The organism is Bacillus alkalicellulosilyticus (assembly GCF_002019795.1).
In the GTDB taxonomy this organism is placed as follows: Bacteria; Bacillota; Bacilli; order Bacillales; family Bacillaceae_F; genus Bacillus_AO; species Bacillus_AO alkalicellulosilyticum.
The window spans coordinates 944068-962609 of record NZ_KV917381.1 but is presented as its reverse complement, the minus strand read 5'-3'; the positions used below and the strand labels follow the sequence as shown (position 1 = coordinate 962609).

The following is an 18542-nucleotide window of genomic DNA, read 5'->3' as shown; positions in this document are numbered from 1 at the left end:
GCTACACCAACCTCCTTTTCGGAAACAGAACGATGCTAATTGCTATTAAAATGACAGTGGTTGTCATGATTCTGAGTAAAAAAGGAAGAATCGACGCCCACTCTAGCTTTTGCATCCACTGTAAATAAGCCGTTAAAGCTGCCCCATTTGGCGTCCAGTTCCCTAACATCCCAATGAAGTTCGGCAATTGGTCAGTCGGAAAAAAGCTCCCTCCAATAAAAGCAAACAGTGTCACAACCCCACCACTAAAAATCGAATTGAGAGCATCCTTTTCATATCGAACGGAAATGGATGTAAGCAGGGCCGTTAAGCCACCTACACACATCGCTAAAACAAGTGATATCAACAGTATCCCTAGCCAAAACTCAACGTCTCCTAATGGAAAGGTTTGAAACAGAAGGGTGGAAGCCACAAATAATATAAATAACTGACAAAAAGAGATGATAGTGGACGCAATTATTTTCCCACCTAAAAATTCAATCGGATTACGGTTTGAAAGCAAGACTCGACTGAACACATGATTCTTTTTTTCCACATACGCTTTACTAGCAAGTGTCGAGGCCACAAACAGAACAAACATGACCGCCATACTGACCGTATAATATTGAAAGGAAGTTATAGGTTCTGGAGCTGCTATCGTTTCTATTCCGCCAAGCTGATAAAGCTCGGGCCCTTCGTCTGTCGCTCGTTCTTGAAGATCAGCATGTAATCCTGACTCTACCATCGACTCTGAAATCGCTGTTTCAAAGTTAAATGTACGAGCATACCTCTCCATTATGTTTATAAAAACTTCTGTTTTAATTGAACTATAATTATTTACGGTAACCATGAGCTCACTACTCGTTCCTTGATGTAACAGCATTCTAGTTAACGAATCATACGTGAAATCATTAGGAATTGTTAAAATCGCTTCGACGTCACCTTTTTCAAGGGCTACTAGTGCTTCATCTTTTGTAGATTCCTTTAGTTGAACAATGTTGTTCATCCGTTCATCCTCAAGAAAATCAAGTAACATCGAATACGGCGTCATGTCTTTTGCAACCAACAGTAGTTCATCGATTATTTCTTGAGGCATATCCAGTTGCTTGACATGCTTTGTAAAAGCAGTTACTCCCTGTTGTTCATCATCTTCTACCACAAGGGCTACGTCCATTTTTATGTCTACAGCTTCCCCGCCTGCAAGAATTCCTCGTAAAGCAAGGCTCAGAATCGCAATTAAAATCATTGGCATTAACAGAAGAACGAGTAACTCTGTTCGGTCCCGAAGCAAAACGAGAAGGTCTTTTTTGATAAAATTCCCCATCACACTCACCTCAATCCCGTAGCTTACGGCCAGTAAGATGTAAAAACACATCTTCTAACGTAGGGACTTGCACATTGACATTCACAATCTGAGCTTGCTGTCGCTCAGCCGCTTGAAAAACACTTCCAAGAAGGCGAGTTCCCTTTGGCACGATGAGCTTTATTCCTTTTTCTGTTTCGACAACTTGCCGAACCGCTTCGTGCGATTGTAATTCAAGAACAAGCTCTGGATAAGGCCGGTCAAGTTCAACTAAAATGGTTTCTTCCCCAGATAAAATACTTTTCAGTTCATCCTTTGTACCGGATGCGATAACCTGACCGTGATCCATAATGTAAACCCGGTCACAGAGGCGTTCCACTTCCTCCATATAATGACTCGTATACAACACCGTTAAGCCCTTTTCCTGATTTAGATTACGGACGGTATCGAGAATGTGAGTGCGAGATTGTGGGTCAATCCCAACGGTTGGTTCATCCATTATGAGGATTTCCGGCTCATGAAGCATGGCAGCAGCCATGTTAATTCGTCGCTGCATTCCCCCCGAATACGTCTTAACAATTTCCTTTTGTCGGTCCTTCAAGCCGACAACCTCTAACACATCCTGTATTTTTGCTTCGAGTTGTTTTCCCTTCAACCCATAGATTTTCCCAAAGAATTTTAAATTCTCATAAGCTGTAAGCTCTTCATACAAGGCAATCTCTTGTGGAACAACCCCTAGCACACTGCGGATGATGCCCGGGTCCTTTCGAATACTTTGACCTTTAATCTTTACATCACCAGACGTTGGTTTTATAAGAGATGAAATCATGGAAATTGTTGTCGATTTCCCAGCCCCATTTGGCCCTAATAACCCGACAGATTCCCCTTTATCTAAATATAAACTAACCCCGTCCACAGCCGTTTTCCCTTTAAATACCTTTTTCAATCCCTCTGTCTCAAGCACGGTTCATGCCTCCTTTTTCTAACTACTCAAAGTATATATAGAAAGAGACAGCGCTCCCACTGTCTCCGGTCATCACTTTTTGGTATATCCATGACTTCAGTCATTATTTTCTACACTACGTTATGTCTTATCGCATAAATAGCGATTTGCGTACGATCTCTTAAATCGAGCTTATCGAGTATGAGGCTAATATGATTTTTCACCGTACCGACGGAAAGTGCAAGTTCCTCTGCTATTTCCTTGTTACTCCGACCCTCGCCAATACGTTTAATAATGTCCAATTCTCTTGGTGTAAGGGAAGAATCGACAGCTTCTGGCGTGTGTTGCTGCTTTATTAAGCGAGGCATCACCTTTGCGGCCACTTGGTCCTGTAAGGAAAGTCCACCTGAAAGACAGCTTCGAATCGCCTTAATCAGTTCTTCAGGCTCAGCATCCTTTAGCATATATCCACTTGCACCAATCTTTAACGCTTCTAGTGCGTACTCATCGTCATTAAAGGTTGTCAGCATCAGCACTTTTCGGTCTGGCCAACGAGAACGAATGATTCGAGCTGCTTGGAGTCCATCCATGACAGGCATGCGTATGTCTAACACCACGACATCAAATTGGTGTGATTCACAAAGAGTTACCGCTTCTTTTCCATTATTCGCTTCTCCTGTCACTTTCATGTCTGCAGCTGTCTCCACCATCATTTTTAAGCCTTGTCTAACCATTCCCTGATCCTCTGCCAGCAAGATTCGAATCATTATTTCTTCCACCTTTCCTGTAACGGTATTGTTCCTCGCACGATAAACTGTTCGTCATACTGGAGAATTTCAAGTGTGCCACCGACCTGTTCCATGCGCTCCCTCATAGAAGATAAGCCAAAACCTTCTTTTATGTCTCCTTTTGATGTAAGAGGATTGGTGACTTCAAATCGGAATACACCACCAGCCGGTGCTTCAAAGACTACTTCGACCTCACGTCCACCAGAATGTCTCATGACATTTGTCAAGGCTTCTTGAACTGCTCGATAAATCACGATCGCCTGGTCATTACCAAGCGGAGCTGACAGCGCCCCATGTTTAATGGAAAACTGGATTCGCATATAGCTCTCAGACTCTAGCTTTCTTATTAGCCTAATGATTGCTGATAGTCCTCCAACTTCATCATGCCTCAATGTTTTAACCGCACTCCGCGTCTCCTCGAGACTTTCCTTTGCCAATTGCTTTAATTCTACGAGCTTAGCATCTGGTATTTGCTGTTGATCCAAACGAAGAACCTCGAGCTGCATAAGCAATGCTGTTAGCTTATGACCAACCGAATCATGTATTTCCCTGGCAATTTCTGTCCGTTCTTGTTGCCTCGCAAGTTGTTCATCCTCAACAAGCTGTCGTTTCATCTTCTTATATTCACTCAGTAACGCCTCAGCTCGAGCTTCACTTTCCTCTTCAATTGATTTCGTTTTTCGAAAAGTCATTAGAGCTGAGCCTACAATAACTGTATAAAGGATAATAAATAACGGAGAAATACTAGGAAGACCTAAGAAAGCCGGAACAAGCAACCCAGCAAGTAAAATGAAAGCAACAATTACACTCTCCCAAGCTATCAAATAGAAAACTGCCATCGCCGCAATAAGAGAAAAGACAAGCAGTACATACAAATTAGGAGTCATCGTCGGTTGAGGCCAAAAGGTGATTACCGCAAATACAGCCGAAATGCTCGTCATGGTCAGAAACAACGGCTTTTGCTTTTTAAAGAGCGGCGCTAAAAAAAAGAAAGCAAAAAAAACAGCGCTTGAGATAATCCGTAACGGAATCGCAAATAAACTGCCCTCAACCTGCAACAGCGCCAACAACCAAGTTAAAAGTAACAATAAAAGCCAAACCCAATAACTAAACAAATGCGCATCCTCCCGATTCAAGCGTTTTCGGGCGTTTTTTCGGGTGGTGCCTGGCACCACCCGAATACCCGAATTATAGATACCCATATCATAGCAGACCTGTTGAAGGTAAAAAATATAAAAATCATAGAATGTTAAAACATTGTGGGTACTATTTTAAGCAACAATAAATGATGCCAGTGCTTAACGGCACCAAACGATGACTTCTATTGTGGAGTTTTCCAAGTATACACCCTTTTAAGTGAACTAGAAAACGGTCTGACAAATGTGTCAAACCGTTTAAATTCTATCGATATCATTCAACCATAACATGAATAATCCTTTATTTTTTTTCACCCGAGGCTATAAACATAGTAATATTTGCATATTCTGAACCACATGAGGATGGTGCAGAACATTTTTCTCCTAAACATGCTATTGTAACATTTTCCAACGAAGCAGCTTCATACCAATCTTTTATATCTTGCCTCTCAAAACCTAGCCATCGATCGTGATGTTCTTCCTTCAAGAATGTATAGTCGTGTTTATCTAAATCAGTAATTATTACCTTACCCCCAGGCTTAACAATCTTTGTCATTATTTTAATCGCTTGGATAGGATTGACCGTGTGATGTAAAACCATATTAGCAAAAACAAAATCAAAGTGGTCCTCAGGAAGAACTACATTTTCAATATCCCCTTGGACATAGTTGAGGTATTCTCCATACGTTTTATCAAATTTATATTGAATTACCTTTAGCATTTGAAGTGATGGTTCTACTACAGTTACATGAGCACCTTTTTCTAGTAACCCCTCTGTGATAAATCCAGATCCGGCACCAATATCAGCAACACGTTGCCCTGTTTTTAAAGAGGCTAATCCAATCGCTTTTTCCCGTACTTGTTCCGAGAAAAAATTAGTACGTAATCTATCCCAATTTTCAGCAACATCATCAAAGTAGTTGTTTGCTTCCATTTCCTATACCTCCAATCATAAATGATTTTTATTATCTAATACGGTAACCACCTAAATTAATTTAAAAATAACTTAATTACATAAAACCCTATTAAACCAAATAGCCCGGCCCCAGGTAAGGTACATACCCATGATAATACGATATTTTTGACAACTGACCAATTAATACTCTCTGTTCCTTGGTACATACCCGAACCCACTATTGAAGAGGTTGCTACGTGTGTTGTTGAGACTGGCAATCCATATCCACTAGAAATCATCACTAAAACTGATGTACTAATGGATGTAGATAAACTACTTTTAGAATTCATTTTACTAACCTTGTACGCCAACGTTTCAGTAACCAAAATTCCCTTTACATAACTACCAACGGACATGGCTACTGTAATAAATAGAAAGTATGGCCAAACGTTACTAAGAGCTAAATCGTTTAATGTTACAAATGCAACCAACACCGCAATACCAACGATTTTTGGGGTATCATTTACTGCTCTAACAAAACAAATACTTCCACTAAATATCCAAGTAGACCATCTTTCTACTTGAGGACGAAATTTTAAATTGTTAATGAGAGAAGTTAGGATCCAGGCAAACCCCCACCCTATTAAAGGACTGAATAATAAAGGTAAAACAACTTTAAGAGCTAAGCTTCCCCATAACACACCAGTCACTCCAAAGCTGAGTAATCCAACGATAGCAACTGAACCTATAATAGAATGTGTTGTTGACACAGGCAAAGAAAACTTTGTCGCAAAAGCTATCCACAATGCAGCACCTAATGCAATAGCTATTACGGTAGGAGTGGTAATAGAATAGTTTGTATTAAGCAACCCAGTGGTAAATAGCTTTAACATGTTAACTGCAACAAACATTGCTACTAGACCCCCTACTGCGGTTACTATAGCGCCAAAAACAAGCGCCCCTCTTACAGATATTTCCTTCGCAGCAACAAGAGGTGCAATCCCACGTGAAACATCATTGCCACCGTTCTCTACAGCAACCCAAGCAATAATGGTCAGGCCTATAAATGTTAATACTGAATCTGATTCCAACAATCCAGTAGCTATGAAAAGGGTGGTAATTCCTAAAGCCGTTAGCAGCCCCATTATTACACCACTTCTCATAGAATCTAGGGTTCCTGTTAGCTTCTTCGGACCAAATACTGTTCCATCTCTGTTAGTATTAACCTTTGTCCCAATAGAGATAGCTTTAGTACTTTTCATAGATTACACCTCGCCTTGTTTAATAGCTTTGATGCAATAGTAACCCATCTTTTCATTTAAAAATGAAACAGCAGCTTGGTTCTGTTCTTGCAATTCATGATACTCATCACGTATCGTTTTACTTTTTTCCATTAGCTCTTGAAAACGTTTGTTATTATCTTCTGTAAAATCAAATGTTTCGATTTGATTTAAATGATTCAATTCTAATGTTTTTATGTTCTCATTCAATGTTGTACTACCAGTACGACAACCACACACTAACTTCTCATCACTACTTATATAAGAAGGTACTTGTTCATAAGAAATAAAATCGGTATAAACAAAGATTCCTCCAGGTGCTAAAAGTCGACTAACTTCATGGACCGCTTGCTCTTTATTAGATACTAAGTTGAACACACATTCACTATAAATAAAGTCAAATTGCTCATCCATAAAAGGAAGTTGTTCAGCTTGTCCTTTAAAAAAGCCAACTTTTGCTATCAAATCTTCTGGTAGGTTTTGTTTGCTTTCTTTAGCTTTTTTCAACATATCATCGCTGAAGTCGACTCCATAAAATTGTTTTCCTTCTTGATGGACTTGAACTGCTTGTAATAACGTAGTACCCATTCCACAACCAATATCCAACACTCTTTGAACATTATATTTTTTTAGCCATTCCATAATTTTTTCTGTAGGTCCTGATGGAGAAAATCTATTTATATCATTTGAATATGGTCCCTCACCTCTTGCAACAGCACTATAAAAATCGTTAATAATTGGATTAGCCTTCTTCGTTTCTTGTTTTACCGGCTCACTTATACAACATTCTTGAGTTCCTTCTACATTCATATTCAACTCTCCCTTTAAGTTATTTTATATTGATAATGTTAATTCTATTAACAACAATCACTTGTAGTAGTAGAGCACTCTGCTTCTTGTCCTTTTTTCAATATTGATTCTTTACCTTTAGTAACATGAGGGTGTCGTATTAACGGTGTATTACAATCAAATAATGGTGCTTCTTCTATTGGAATATCCTCATAACAAGCCAAATAAATAAATGAATTTGTGTACGGACTTTTACGCAATAAATCATATGTTTTTGCACAAACAGCCATACGTTCTCCTCTCAAATATACATGTCCATCATCATCTTTCACCTCTGAAAATGGACCTTTGTATATGACAGCATGTCCTTGTTCTAAACAAATCCCCTGCTTCCCTTTTGAAGCTTCAACCGTGAACGGCCATAGTTCTACCCCACCTACAACTAAATAAGGATAACTTCCTTTTCTATCTAATTTCATTCCATGAAACCCTTGCTTTATTAAATAATTCATTATTTCCTTTTCTAGAGGGAATGTACGTAACTCCTCACTAGCTTTATTGACTTTTATTCCATCCGAATCTTCATCAGCTAGTAAAAGGTTGACTACAAGCTTCCCATGTTTTTTTAACATTTTAAAACATTGCTCTAATACTTGATCATATTGATACTTATCAATTTGATTCAAAGTATAATGAAGAATAATATGATCAAAGTATTCATTCCAATGTTGTAATTTTTCTTCTTCGTACTGTTTAATATTTTCTTGAAACATGTGATAACTTTCCATGTCCGTTAGTGGTCTTTCTCGTAACATTTTTTGTACGTTTTCATAATGTAACAGTAAATTATCATAAACACCGTACGTAATATGACATTTTTGAGTTGAGCTTTCTTCACTTTCTAAATTTGAAACATACTCTTGTAGTATCCATACTTCACCAGACTCTTTAACTGTATTGGTAACCCGACTAATCGATTCATTATTCGGAGAACCAACTATATATACTTTATCATTGGCAGCATACTCCACAGGTTGGTCCAATTGCATTAAATAGTCACTCGAATGATTAAATGTTAAATCACTCCCACTTTTAGAAGCCATCTTTAGTACTAAATCTGACATTTTATGTCGCCTTTCTTTAATATACATAGACTAACTCCTTTCTAAATAACTAGTAATGGAGATATTTTTGGATGCCTAAAACACCATGATATTGCTTTGTTCATAAACATTTTTTAAACGTTGAACCGCGTGTTCACGTTCATCCCCATAGCAAATAAAGTAACCTAACCGATTGTAATTACTATCCGTAGTAAATACTTCCTCATCTGGATCTACTTGAAGGTGGTATTCTTCTACTTCTGAACTTTCTAAAGTCGCTTTACTTACACGGAAACGTCCTTCCTTTTCAGCTAATATAAATTGAATACCAGCTGAATGAGCTACTATATCATGACGAGGCAAATGATCGATAGACCCGCCGCAGGAGATATGAAAAGCCAATTCAAATAAATCATAACCGGTTACTGCACGTACAAGATTAGGGATTCTGTCTCCTCCTGGTCTTGCATTAACCTCAATAACCTTAGGACCTTCCGTTGTTACTTTTACTTCAGTATGTGTAATACCATCTGTAACGCCAAGTGCTTGTAATACAAGAGGAATCATATTTCTTATTTGTAATTCATCTTCTGTTGCTAAGCGAGCTGGCACTACGTGTCCAACTTCAACAAAGAAGTTATCATCCGTTACTATTTTTTCAGTAATTGCAATGATACGTGTTTCTCCATTAATGGTACATGACTCTACACTAAATTCTGGACCAACAATAAATTCTTCGATTAAAATATCATCATCAAGTTGTTGACCTACCCAATTAGTGGAACGCTCCTTAATTTTTCTTACAGCTTCATAAAGTTCTTCTTCTGTGTGACATTTTTGAACAAGATGACTCCCTGCCTCGTTCGAAGGTTTTACTATCACCGGAAAAACAATACTTTCCAACACATCAGGCAACTGGCCCACTTCTTGAACTAGATTCATTTTTACATTTCCAATCCCAAATTCATTTAATATTTTCCTTGTATTTTTTTTCTGCCGACAATTTACTGCTGCCTGATAGGATAAATTAAATGGAACATTTAATTCTTGGCTAATCTTCGCAGCAGTAATTATCCGGTATTCATTCAAAGTAAAAATCAACTTCAGTTCATAAAAAGTAGATAGTTCCTCCAGTTTTTGAATCACACTTTCCTCATCATTTAGGTTTATTTCAATTGGATACTCAACTTCTAGTGCATCTTCAAGATCTACAGTCGTATTCAATAGAATAATTGGTAAACCTAGAGTTTTGACGATTTGGAGTTCGTGATTTTTTTCTCTTGTTCCAATAACAACAATCGCTTCTTTTTTTCTACATTCCCCCATTTGTCTCACCCCTATTGACAACAAGATGTTTGTGTCGATTTCTTCTCAACAGGTCTAGAAGTATTTGTCTGAAGAAGATTTCTCATTTTTTCATATCTGTGACCTAATACAAGTGCACATGCATGTCCAATCTCTTCATTACTTAACCCACTTTGCTTACAAAATATGACAGAATTTTTGATATCTTCAGAATTCTCTTGAGCTAAAACAAGAGTAAGCTGTACTAATGCTTTGTCTTTTTGCGATAACACATCTTTTTCTACTGTTTTTTCGTTAAACTCCTCAATTAATTCATATAAATCTGGTAATAATGCAATCATGATATATATCCTCCTAGTATTTAGTATTATTTTAACCGTTTGATTTTAACACTTTAAGCAGCAACGTTTGAAAATCCCTTCTTCCGCAGGTGTCAAGTTGTCCAAAAACAATTCATCTACTCTAGGGTCACGATGTTTCCATTCGAAATGGAATTCATGTTCTTCTAGGTCTAACTCCTGAATAGTAGGATTATTTAATAAAGGTGAGCCCTTGTATAAATATAATCTTGTCTCATACTGAATCGGATCAATGATGTTCTCCAATTCATTTCGTTGAACAAATTCATCAAAAGCAACGAAGTCTTCCAAATCAATCCATGGGTTGTACATAATAAATGTAGGGTTTAGCTGAATTCCAGTTGTTTTAATAAAGGAAATAGCTTTATCTATCTCTTCTACCTTAAATGCTTTAACTACTTGGTCGAGTACTTTTTGTAAAGGAAATTCAAGAGCAGACGTTATAAATTTAACACCCATTTCACTCATTTCTTTAATAACTTCTTGGTTTTCTAAAATATGGTCTACTCTAGTCGTAAAATCATACGTAAGAAATGGAAAAGTCTCATGTAATTTACGAATCATGTTAACACCATGCTTTTTGGCATTAAAGAAATCAGCATCAATAAACGTAAGGTGTGTCATTCCCATGTCTACCAAGTTTTTCACATCCTGGAAAATAACATCTTCCGGTACTAAAATAACTTTTCCATCATAGGCAGCAAACACGGAGCAATAACTACACTTATGATGACAACCTCTAGCAATTTCAGTAGATCCTACTACTTGAGGAGATCCTATTAATTTTTCAATTTGTTTTTGTGGGTATTTGTCTAGAGGTGGAAGATTTTCGCGTGCTGGAACATTGAAATGGTCACGCGACATTAAAGGATGGGGAATATTATTTGTTTGTACATGCATTTCAGTAACTACTCCCGGAATGGTAGAAAGATCATAGTGATCCTTTTGTAAACTTTCCGCAATTTCTACAATTGGCTTTTCCCATTCTCCAACAATACAAGTATCTCCATACCTTCCTACCAATCGCTTAGAGTGGATAGTCGAATGTTGCCCAAAAAACGTAATATGTGCGTCAGGATTTAGTTCTTTTACTAGTTTAGATAATTCTAAGCCGGGCTGAACAGAGTCAAAAAGCGGCAACGATATAGCAACAATGTCTGCATCCTTTAATTTAATTTCATTAATTCCTTCAACAAACGTATCTAATATCACAGTTTCAATTTCATGTTTCTTTAATGCACTATGAGCAGTCGCTAAAGAGATAGGTTGATACCCACCTTCGAATGTGGAGACAAGTAATACTTTCATAGATTCCTTCACCTCTTCATCTTTTTTTAAAGCGTAATATATTCTTCTTTTAATAATCCATACATACAAACATTATGGTATTGTCCTTTTTTAAATACAGATTGGCGTAATGTACCCTCATGTATAAAGTGAAAATGTTCAAATAACTTGATTGATTTATCGTTATAACTGAGTATAGAAACTTCCACTTTATCTAGATTTAATTGAAGAAAACTTATATCAAGTAGTGCTTCCAACGTCTTCCTCCCAATTCCCTTACCTTGATACTCGTCTGAAATTAAAATACCTAGTGTACATTTCCTATTTACAAGACTAATTCCATAGATTTGAGCTAGCCCAACTTCATTCCCTTCTGAGACAATCTTAAAGTGCTTCTGTTTATCTCCACTGAGCCAGCTATCGATTCTTTGTTTGATGTTTTCATGACTTATTGGTTGCCAGTATCCAAGCACAGCACTATCGTTGATTCCTTCATCTGTATAAATTTTGTGTACTAAATCATGATCACTTCCATTTAACGGTAATAATTTCACATTCACTTCATTCACCTCCTTTCAAGAGTTTACGAATTAACAGCTTGTTCGGTAGTAGAATACGTCTTTTCATCAAAATGTCGAAAGGACGAAAACCAAAACAAAGCCACTATTATAAATGTACCAATTCCTACAACCAAAAAGATGCTTCGAACATTGAAAAACTCAGCAAGTAATCCTCCCATAAAACCAGATAGAGGAAAAGAAGCTCGTCCCATCATAATGATGATTCCATTAACTCTCCCTAATATATCTTCTGAAACCACTTGTTGGCGTAACGTGCGATTTAAAATATTGTACATAATTGTAAAACAATTTTGGATGGCTAAACCTATCATCAAACCTACTATCCCAAAGCTAAAAGAGATATATACAATTCCTAGCGCACTTAAAAACTGGCAACAAAGCATTAGTTTTATAGAAGAAGCTTTATTGTGTATTAGATTCACTATGAAAATCGCTAAAAATTGGGCAATTGCTCCTATTGCATAGACCCAGCCCACTTCAGTTGAGGATAAATTTAACTGGTCACGAGCAAAGAAGATGAGAAGTGCGATAAGGCAAGCATTTCCTATATTTACAACTAAAGTTAGTAACGCCACTGGACCTATAGCTGGATGTTTGATAACATACTGAAATCCTTCTTTTAACTGAGTAATAGAGCTGTATTGGACTTTAACTTTCTCTTCACGAATGTACCGTAAAAATGGAAAGGTAATACAAACAATTAGAAAGGCTACTGTGTTAATCATTAAAGTACCGCTTATTCCAACAAACCCAATCATTAACCCCGCAACTGCCACACCCAATAATAGCGTTGACGTTTCAATAAACTGAAAGACAGAGTTGACCTTAACTAATATTTTCCGGCTAAACAATTGTGGAATAATTGTTTCATTAACAACTAAGAAACATGCAAATGCACAAGACAATAAGAAACCAGTAACATAGACTACATAAACACTCATAATATTTAAAGCGCTTACAATTATTAGTCCTGTAACTAATGTTGATTGTAGAAGAGCACAATAAAATAAAATTACTTTACGCGATAAACGGTCAGCCAAAACTCCTGCAAGTGGAGCTATAAATATAAACGGCAGGCTTTCTAATAAAAACATGGTTCCCATACTAAATGCAGATTCGGTTAAGTCATAAACTAACCAAGGCATTAGAATTAAAAAAATACTATTGGCCATTTTTGAAGTAAACGTCCCTGTAAAAAAAAGTAACGTATTTCGATTTGTCCAGAAAGAACGGTCAATATTTAAAAGCGCTTTCATATAAACCTCCTCATTTCTTAATATCTCTAATGTAAACAAAATCACTAAAAAACTCTTAATTTAAAAGTTTTATATCTAAATAATAGATGAGCATATTACTCATCTTTTATTCTTACGTCTTTAACAAGTAGAGTAGTAATTTTACTATTTTCACATTTTCCAGATCGCCAAATGAAATCTTTTTGTTTGCTTAGGACTATTATCAGTTTTTATGAAGTACTCCTTAGAAAACATTATAGGATAATTTTGGATTTGTTCAATATCTTTTTACTTATTAACCAAAAATAGTAATTTAATACTAGTATATCCAACATTTACGTAGGCTTACTTTCATATAAAAAAATATACAAAATGGTTCTATTTAATGAATTTATGTTTTATATACAAAGGATACAGGTGGTGCTTGATTTTGATTTGTACGAATCCCTTGATAGCCTAAAATAGATGATTTAATATCAGAAGGGTAATTGTTACTACCTTAGGAGAAAAAATTGTGACAAGCATTGATCGTGATTAAAATAGAGATGACCGTACTAACCCTGGTGGAAATTTCGAAGAAAAGTCAGACATTCTCACAGTCCCACAACTAAAAGTAGCTCGTGTGTATAAAGGCGATATAAACACTAACGATACTATTGATGTGATGCAATTCGGAGGAGAAACTGAAGAAATTATATTTATTGACAATAACGTGGAATATCTAGAAGAAAAAAGCATTATATTCTTTCTTTTTGCTACCGATTCACAAGCATATCTTCTAAACCCTACCAAGCACAAGAATCGGGTGGTGCCAGGCACCACCCGATTACTCTATGATCTTTTTCGTTTTCGTTTTATGACGTAAATAATGAATACAATACATCCAATTCCTAAAGAGATTAGCCATGGCGTTAACATATGCATTCCTTGAGTCGGGCTGCCTAACTTCCATTCCAGGGAAAAGGAAGCTTCATTTGTGTTGCCACAAAGTGTGGGTGTGACAAAGTATTGATTATCAAAAATGTTTTGAGCAAAAACGATGTACTCAACACCTTCATTAAAGTTGATGAATCCTTTGTCTAGGACAAGTTCTTCACCAATGTTATGGTCACCCTTCCACACCTTCTTGACATCAAAAGTATACTTTTGATTAACATACCCGTCCCCTACTCTTACCACTTTTCCTTTAAAAACAAGATCAGATTTTTCAAGTTCTTCTTCAATGCTGAGATAATTACACGACAAAGCTTCAGTTTGTAAAGGGGTTACTCCAACTACTAAAACAACGATTAACAGTGAAACTACCCAAATTCCGACACATTTCATTTAATTTCCCCCTTTTTCGGGTGGTGCCTGGCACCACCCGAACCGAATCATGCGCCTTTGGCTTCTTCTGTTGGCTTTACCAATACTTTGCCACGCCATTTTTGACTCTTCCAGCGGAAGAACATGATGATGGCTCGTAGCCATTCATCAATCATAAATGCAATCCATACCCCGATAAGGCCAAAGCCGAGCGTTATCCCAAGTACATAGGCTAAAGGTACACTAATTCCCCACATTGACAAAATACCGATAAACACTGGAAACTTCGCATCACCTGTCGCTCGGAGGGAGGAGATAATGACTAGGTTTCCTGTTCGACCAGGTTCAAGAAGAGCACCGATAATAAGGATAACGGCACCTAAGGCAATGACATCTGGGTCGTCTGTAAAGATTCGAAACAAATGCTCACCGGTCAGAGCTAGTGTTGTCCCGAACACAACCGCTACGACAAGAGCAACTTTCAATCCTTGATACATCTTTTTATACGCTAAATCCAGCAGGCCTGCCCCCACGAGCTGTCCGATGTAAATTTGCATTCCCTTGGACATTGACATCGAAAAGACAACCATAAGCATTAAAATGTTTTGTGCGTAAATTCTCGTCGCTAAAGCGGTAGTCCCTAGCATCGTAATAAATACGAGAACGGTCATTTGACTTGTATTATAAGAAAGATGTTCCCCAGCTGATGGTACACCGATCCCCATAATTTTTTTAACATATTCTTTTTTTAGTTGAATGTAGTCTTTGAATTTCACTCTTACTTCAATACGACGATAGAACATCCAAAACAACGCAACAACAGCAAGTACGCGACATACTGCGGTTGCAATCGCAACACCAGTAACTCCTAACTGAGGGAAGCCAAGCGCACCAAAGATAAATACATAGTTTCCTAGAATATTTAGCACGTTCATCCCAAGGGCAACATACATCACGTCTTTTGTCGCACCCGTCGCTTGAAGAATGGAGAATATCGTTAAAATCATAGCTTGCGTAAATAGGGTTCCACCGACAATAATCATATAAATGTCGGCATAGGCCAGTAACGTTGGGTCTAAGTTAAATAAGCTTAAGAAAGGATGACGGAACACAACGACGATAACACTGATAAAAATACCAAACAAAAGATTAATCGTAATTGCATTAGCGGCTGTAATCGAAACAGCCTTTGGTTGTTTGGCTCCGACATACTGAGCAACGACGACCCCCGCACCCATCGCGGTAAAGCTAAATAAGACAAACATAAACATTAACACTTGGTTTACTACGCCGATTGCCGCAACAGCTTCATCGGAAACAAAACTGAGCATAAAGACGTCCGAGAATTTCATTAATGTTTGTAAAAAAACTTCGATAAAAATGGGCCACGTAATCGCAAATAAGGAAAGCTTGGCGACCGTATTCGTTTTTGTTTTTGCTTGTTCTTCAGGCATGTTGTCGGTCCTTTCATGTTGAACAATAATTATTCAAACTCTAATAAGGGCATCTGTAATCCATATTCTATATGATGAACCTTATGATAAAAAATCGTCATGCTATAAGCGAAAATGAGAACACTTACAATACTATCTTACTACAAAAATAGCAAAATAAGAAACTTAGTTAGTTACTTGAATGAACAAAGTTTGGTAAAATAAAAAAAGAAGCGTGAAAGCGCTCTCTTTCACTACTATATATGGAGGGAACACACTTGGGACAATTAAATGAATGGGCACACCGTAAGGCAAGCAAGACTATCAAACTTGTTGATGCTTCAGGAAATCCTATATCAGGAAAGAATGTACACCTCACATTAACGAACCACAAATTCTTATTTGGATGTGGTGCATTTGATGCCGTTGAAGTCGCAAACAAAAGTGTACCAGCCGAAAGACTCGCATTTTTAGAAGAAAAACTAGAACTGTACTTAGATGTATTTAACTCAGCTACCCTTCCATTTTACTGGGCCAGGTTTGAACCTGAAAAAGGAAAGCCACAAACGAATGAACTACAAGCGGCCGCTCGTTGGTTAAAAGAAAGAAACATGTCCGTAAAAGGACATCCATTATGCTGGCACACGCTAACCGCACCTTGGCTACTAGAGATGAGCAACGAAGAAATTTTAAAAGCGCAACTTGACCGAATTGAACGAGACGTCACCGACTTTAAAGGAATCATTGATACATGGGATGTCATCAATGAAGTCGTCATTATGCCCATTTTTGATAAATACGACAACGGTATTACTAGACTTTCTCAAGAACTTGGCCGTATTGGCATCATTAAAGAAGTATTTGCGAAAACAAAAGAATGCAACCCAAATGCCACTCTACTATTAAATGATTTTAACACGTCAATAAACTATGAAATATTAATTGATGGCTGCTTGCAAGCAGGTGTTCCAATTGATGTCATCGGCATTCAATCCCACCAGCATCAAGGCTATTGGGGACGTGAAAAGCTAGAAGAAGTGCTAGACCGTTTTTCTTACTTTGGTCTTCCGCTTCATTTTACAGAGAACACACTCACGTCTGGCCACATCATGCCGCCTGAAATCGTTGACTTAAATGATTATCAAATCAAAGACTGGCCTTCAACACCAGAATTTGAAGAACGTCAGGCCAAAGAAGTTGAAGAAATGTATTCAATCCTATTTTCACATCCGCTCGTCGAATCCGTGACCTCGTGGAAGTTTAGTGATGAAGGGGCGTGGCTTGGTGCTCCAGCAGGTTTTGTCCGAAAAGACAATAGTCCTAAACCATCCTATGAAGTGGTGAAAAGGTTAATAAAAGAAGACTGGTCCACAAATGTGACAGTGACTACAGATGAAAACGGAGTCCTTTCATTCGAAGGTTTTCTTGGTGAGTATGAGCTTACGTGCGAAGAGAAGAAACAAAGCTTTACATTAGATAAAAACAACCCAGACATCATCCAAATCGTCATTTAATTAGCAAAAAACTTCCGACAATAGAAGTCGGAAGTTTTTTAGTCTTCTGGTAACTTTTTTGCAAAGTGAGACGGATAATGTGGCGACATCGTTTGAAACAGTCGATCCCAAATGACCGTATAAAACCCATAATTATAGTGTTCTTGCTGATGATGTTGCGTGTGGTACGTACTTGTTGATATCCATTTTAAAATAGGATGCTTTACCCATGAATTCGGAAATGGCTCTACCCCAAGATGAGCAATGAGACCGTAGACGACATTAAAAAATAAGTAACCCGTAATCCCAACCCAAGAAGCAGGATACACACATAAAACCACAATCCACAACAAACCAAACCCTAAGTTCTCCAATGGATTCAACGCAAATAAAGTAATCGGCCTCGGGTCTTCAAAGCGGTGATGAGTACGATGAATATACGGATACAACCATTTCATATGAGCCAGTCTATGAAACACGTACATCGCAAAATCCATGATGATAAGTAGCACAAGGATGTCTGCCCATGAACGCCAGCCAAAGCTCGTGCTTAACACAATAATCTCATTCTTCCATAAATAGTATCCTATCAACGTAACTGCAGAATTAAAAAAGACCGTCATCCCTGCTAACACAACCTCATATGGACGAGTTGTAATAATTGACGCTACAGGTCTCTTCAGGAACATCGACACAAGCTTGTTGCCAATGATAATACAGCTAACTAGTATCAAGATATTTAGCAACACGATAAAAAGAGAAGCTTCCCACCACGATACATTTTTCACCCAATATAATGAGGTGTCTACCATAACACTACCTCTTTTCTTGGAAGGTTTTGTTTATATATCAATCGTATATAATTCTCTCACTAGAGTAAATCCAAGGAACTTGTATTTAATCGTTACACTATCTATTTTGATATCATTCACTATTCTGATTCCATAGTTTGTAGGTAAAAGCTCACTCATCTTGTAATTCTCATGCACTAACATTTGAATTTGTTCTTGCAGCATATCATACGATAGTTTAGGTTGAATTTTTTCAGTATCTAAAGGTACAAATTTAACAAATTCATCCTCCGTGTCAAGACCTACATGTAATGAAGAATAGCCTATACCTAAATCTATACTTCTAGGCGTATGACGTCCATTTACAATAACCTCTTCTATTTCAATGTCACTCCAGCCCTCGTTCGTAATTCTTAAAACCATACTTGTTTCATCCGTACTAAGAACAAATTGATTTACTTGTATAGGATTACTAATCCAATATACATACATGATGACCAAGATAATTATTACTAAAAAACTACTAATATAAATTTT

Annotated in this window: 18 protein-coding genes; 1 reads left to right on the top strand and 17 read right to left on the bottom strand. The window is 37.4% G+C overall.

What is annotated here, in order from left to right; all coding sequences use genetic code 11:
* Position 1 precedes the first annotated feature (1 nt).
* The 15 genes from BK585_RS05085 to BK585_RS05015 all read right to left on the bottom strand — a co-directional run bounded on the left by BK585_RS05085 (position 2) and on the right by BK585_RS05015 (position 15742).
* Positions 2–1303, bottom strand: a complete 1302-nt coding sequence (locus BK585_RS05085; RefSeq protein ID WP_078552334.1) for an ABC transporter permease — start codon at positions 1301–1303, stop codon at positions 2–4.
* 10 nt (positions 1304–1313) lie between these two features.
* The gene (locus tag BK585_RS05080; RefSeq protein ID WP_078552333.1) at positions 1314–2246 is read right to left on the bottom strand and encodes an ABC transporter ATP-binding protein; all 933 of its coding nucleotides are present in this window, start codon (positions 2244–2246) and stop codon (positions 1314–1316) included.
* A gap of 110 nt (positions 2247–2356) precedes the next feature.
* Complete coding sequence (locus tag BK585_RS05075; RefSeq protein ID WP_078552331.1) at positions 2357–2992, bottom strand: response regulator; 636 nt, start codon at positions 2990–2992, stop codon at positions 2357–2359.
* Positions 2992–4128, bottom strand: coding sequence for a sensor histidine kinase (locus tag BK585_RS05070; protein WP_078552329.1), 1137 nt, complete (start codon positions 4126–4128; stop codon positions 2992–2994). The genes BK585_RS05075 and BK585_RS05070 overlap by 1 nt, the downstream gene beginning before the upstream one ends.
* A gap of 322 nt (positions 4129–4450) precedes the next feature.
* Positions 4451–5083, bottom strand: a complete 633-nt coding sequence (locus tag BK585_RS05065) for a class I SAM-dependent methyltransferase (protein ID WP_078552327.1) — start codon at positions 5081–5083, stop codon at positions 4451–4453.
* A gap of 56 nt (positions 5084–5139) precedes the next feature.
* Positions 5140–6306, bottom strand: a complete 1167-nt coding sequence (locus tag BK585_RS05060) for an inorganic phosphate transporter (RefSeq protein ID WP_078552325.1) — start codon at positions 6304–6306, stop codon at positions 5140–5142.
* A gap of 3 nt (positions 6307–6309) precedes the next feature.
* Complete coding sequence (gene arsM / locus BK585_RS05055) at positions 6310–7134, bottom strand: putative arsinothricin biosynthesis methyltransferase ArsM (RefSeq protein ID WP_078552323.1); 825 nt, start codon at positions 7132–7134, stop codon at positions 6310–6312.
* A gap of 47 nt (positions 7135–7181) precedes the next feature.
* Positions 7182–8264 (bottom strand): hypothetical protein, encoded by a 1083-nt coding sequence (locus tag BK585_RS05050; protein ID WP_078552321.1) that lies wholly within the window; start codon positions 8262–8264, stop codon positions 7182–7184.
* A 48-nt stretch (positions 8265–8312) separates the two neighbouring features.
* A complete protein-coding gene (locus tag BK585_RS05045; protein ID WP_078552319.1) occupies positions 8313–9542 on the bottom strand; it encodes an ATP-grasp domain-containing protein in 1230 nt (409 codons plus the stop codon).
* A gap of 11 nt (positions 9543–9553) precedes the next feature.
* The gene (locus BK585_RS05040) at positions 9554–9862 is read right to left on the bottom strand and encodes a carboxymuconolactone decarboxylase family protein (protein ID WP_078552317.1); all 309 of its coding nucleotides are present in this window, start codon (positions 9860–9862) and stop codon (positions 9554–9556) included.
* Positions 9863–9907: 45 nt separating this feature from the next.
* Positions 9908–11188, bottom strand: coding sequence for an arsinothricin biosynthesis radical SAM protein ArsL (gene arsL / locus BK585_RS05035; RefSeq protein ID WP_078552316.1), 1281 nt, complete (start codon positions 11186–11188; stop codon positions 9908–9910).
* 26 nt (positions 11189–11214) lie between these two features.
* On the bottom strand, positions 11215–11727 hold the full coding sequence (locus tag BK585_RS05030; RefSeq protein ID WP_170885477.1) for a GNAT family N-acetyltransferase: 513 nt from the start codon (positions 11725–11727) through the stop codon (positions 11215–11217).
* 23 nt (positions 11728–11750) lie between these two features.
* Complete coding sequence (locus BK585_RS05025; RefSeq protein WP_078552312.1) at positions 11751–13004, bottom strand: MFS transporter; 1254 nt, start codon at positions 13002–13004, stop codon at positions 11751–11753.
* Between the two features lie 810 nt (positions 13005–13814).
* Complete coding sequence (locus BK585_RS05020) at positions 13815–14309, bottom strand: hypothetical protein (protein ID WP_078552310.1); 495 nt, start codon at positions 14307–14309, stop codon at positions 13815–13817.
* Between the two features lie 47 nt (positions 14310–14356).
* Positions 14357–15742, bottom strand: a complete 1386-nt coding sequence (locus tag BK585_RS05015) for an MATE family efflux transporter (RefSeq protein WP_078552308.1) — start codon at positions 15740–15742, stop codon at positions 14357–14359.
* 257 nt (positions 15743–15999) lie between these two features.
* Here BK585_RS05015 and BK585_RS05010 point away from each other — a divergent pair, with 257 nt between their 5' ends.
* Positions 16000–17235: an endo-1,4-beta-xylanase gene (locus BK585_RS05010; RefSeq protein ID WP_212567927.1), complete on the top strand. Its 1236-nt coding sequence runs from the start codon at positions 16000–16002 to the stop codon at positions 17233–17235.
* 38 nt (positions 17236–17273) lie between these two features.
* Here BK585_RS05010 and BK585_RS05005 read toward each other — a convergent pair whose 3' ends face one another.
* Both BK585_RS05005 and BK585_RS05000 read right to left on the bottom strand, forming a co-directional pair.
* Positions 17274–18026 carry a sterol desaturase family protein gene (locus tag BK585_RS05005; protein ID WP_078552304.1) on the bottom strand — a complete coding sequence of 251 codons (753 nt, stop codon included), beginning with the start codon at positions 18024–18026 and terminating at the stop codon, positions 17274–17276.
* 30 nt (positions 18027–18056) lie between these two features.
* Entirely contained in the window at positions 18057–18506 is a 450-nt protein-coding gene (locus BK585_RS05000) for a hypothetical protein (protein WP_212567926.1), read from the bottom strand.
* Between the last annotated feature and the right edge of the window lie 36 nt (positions 18507–18542).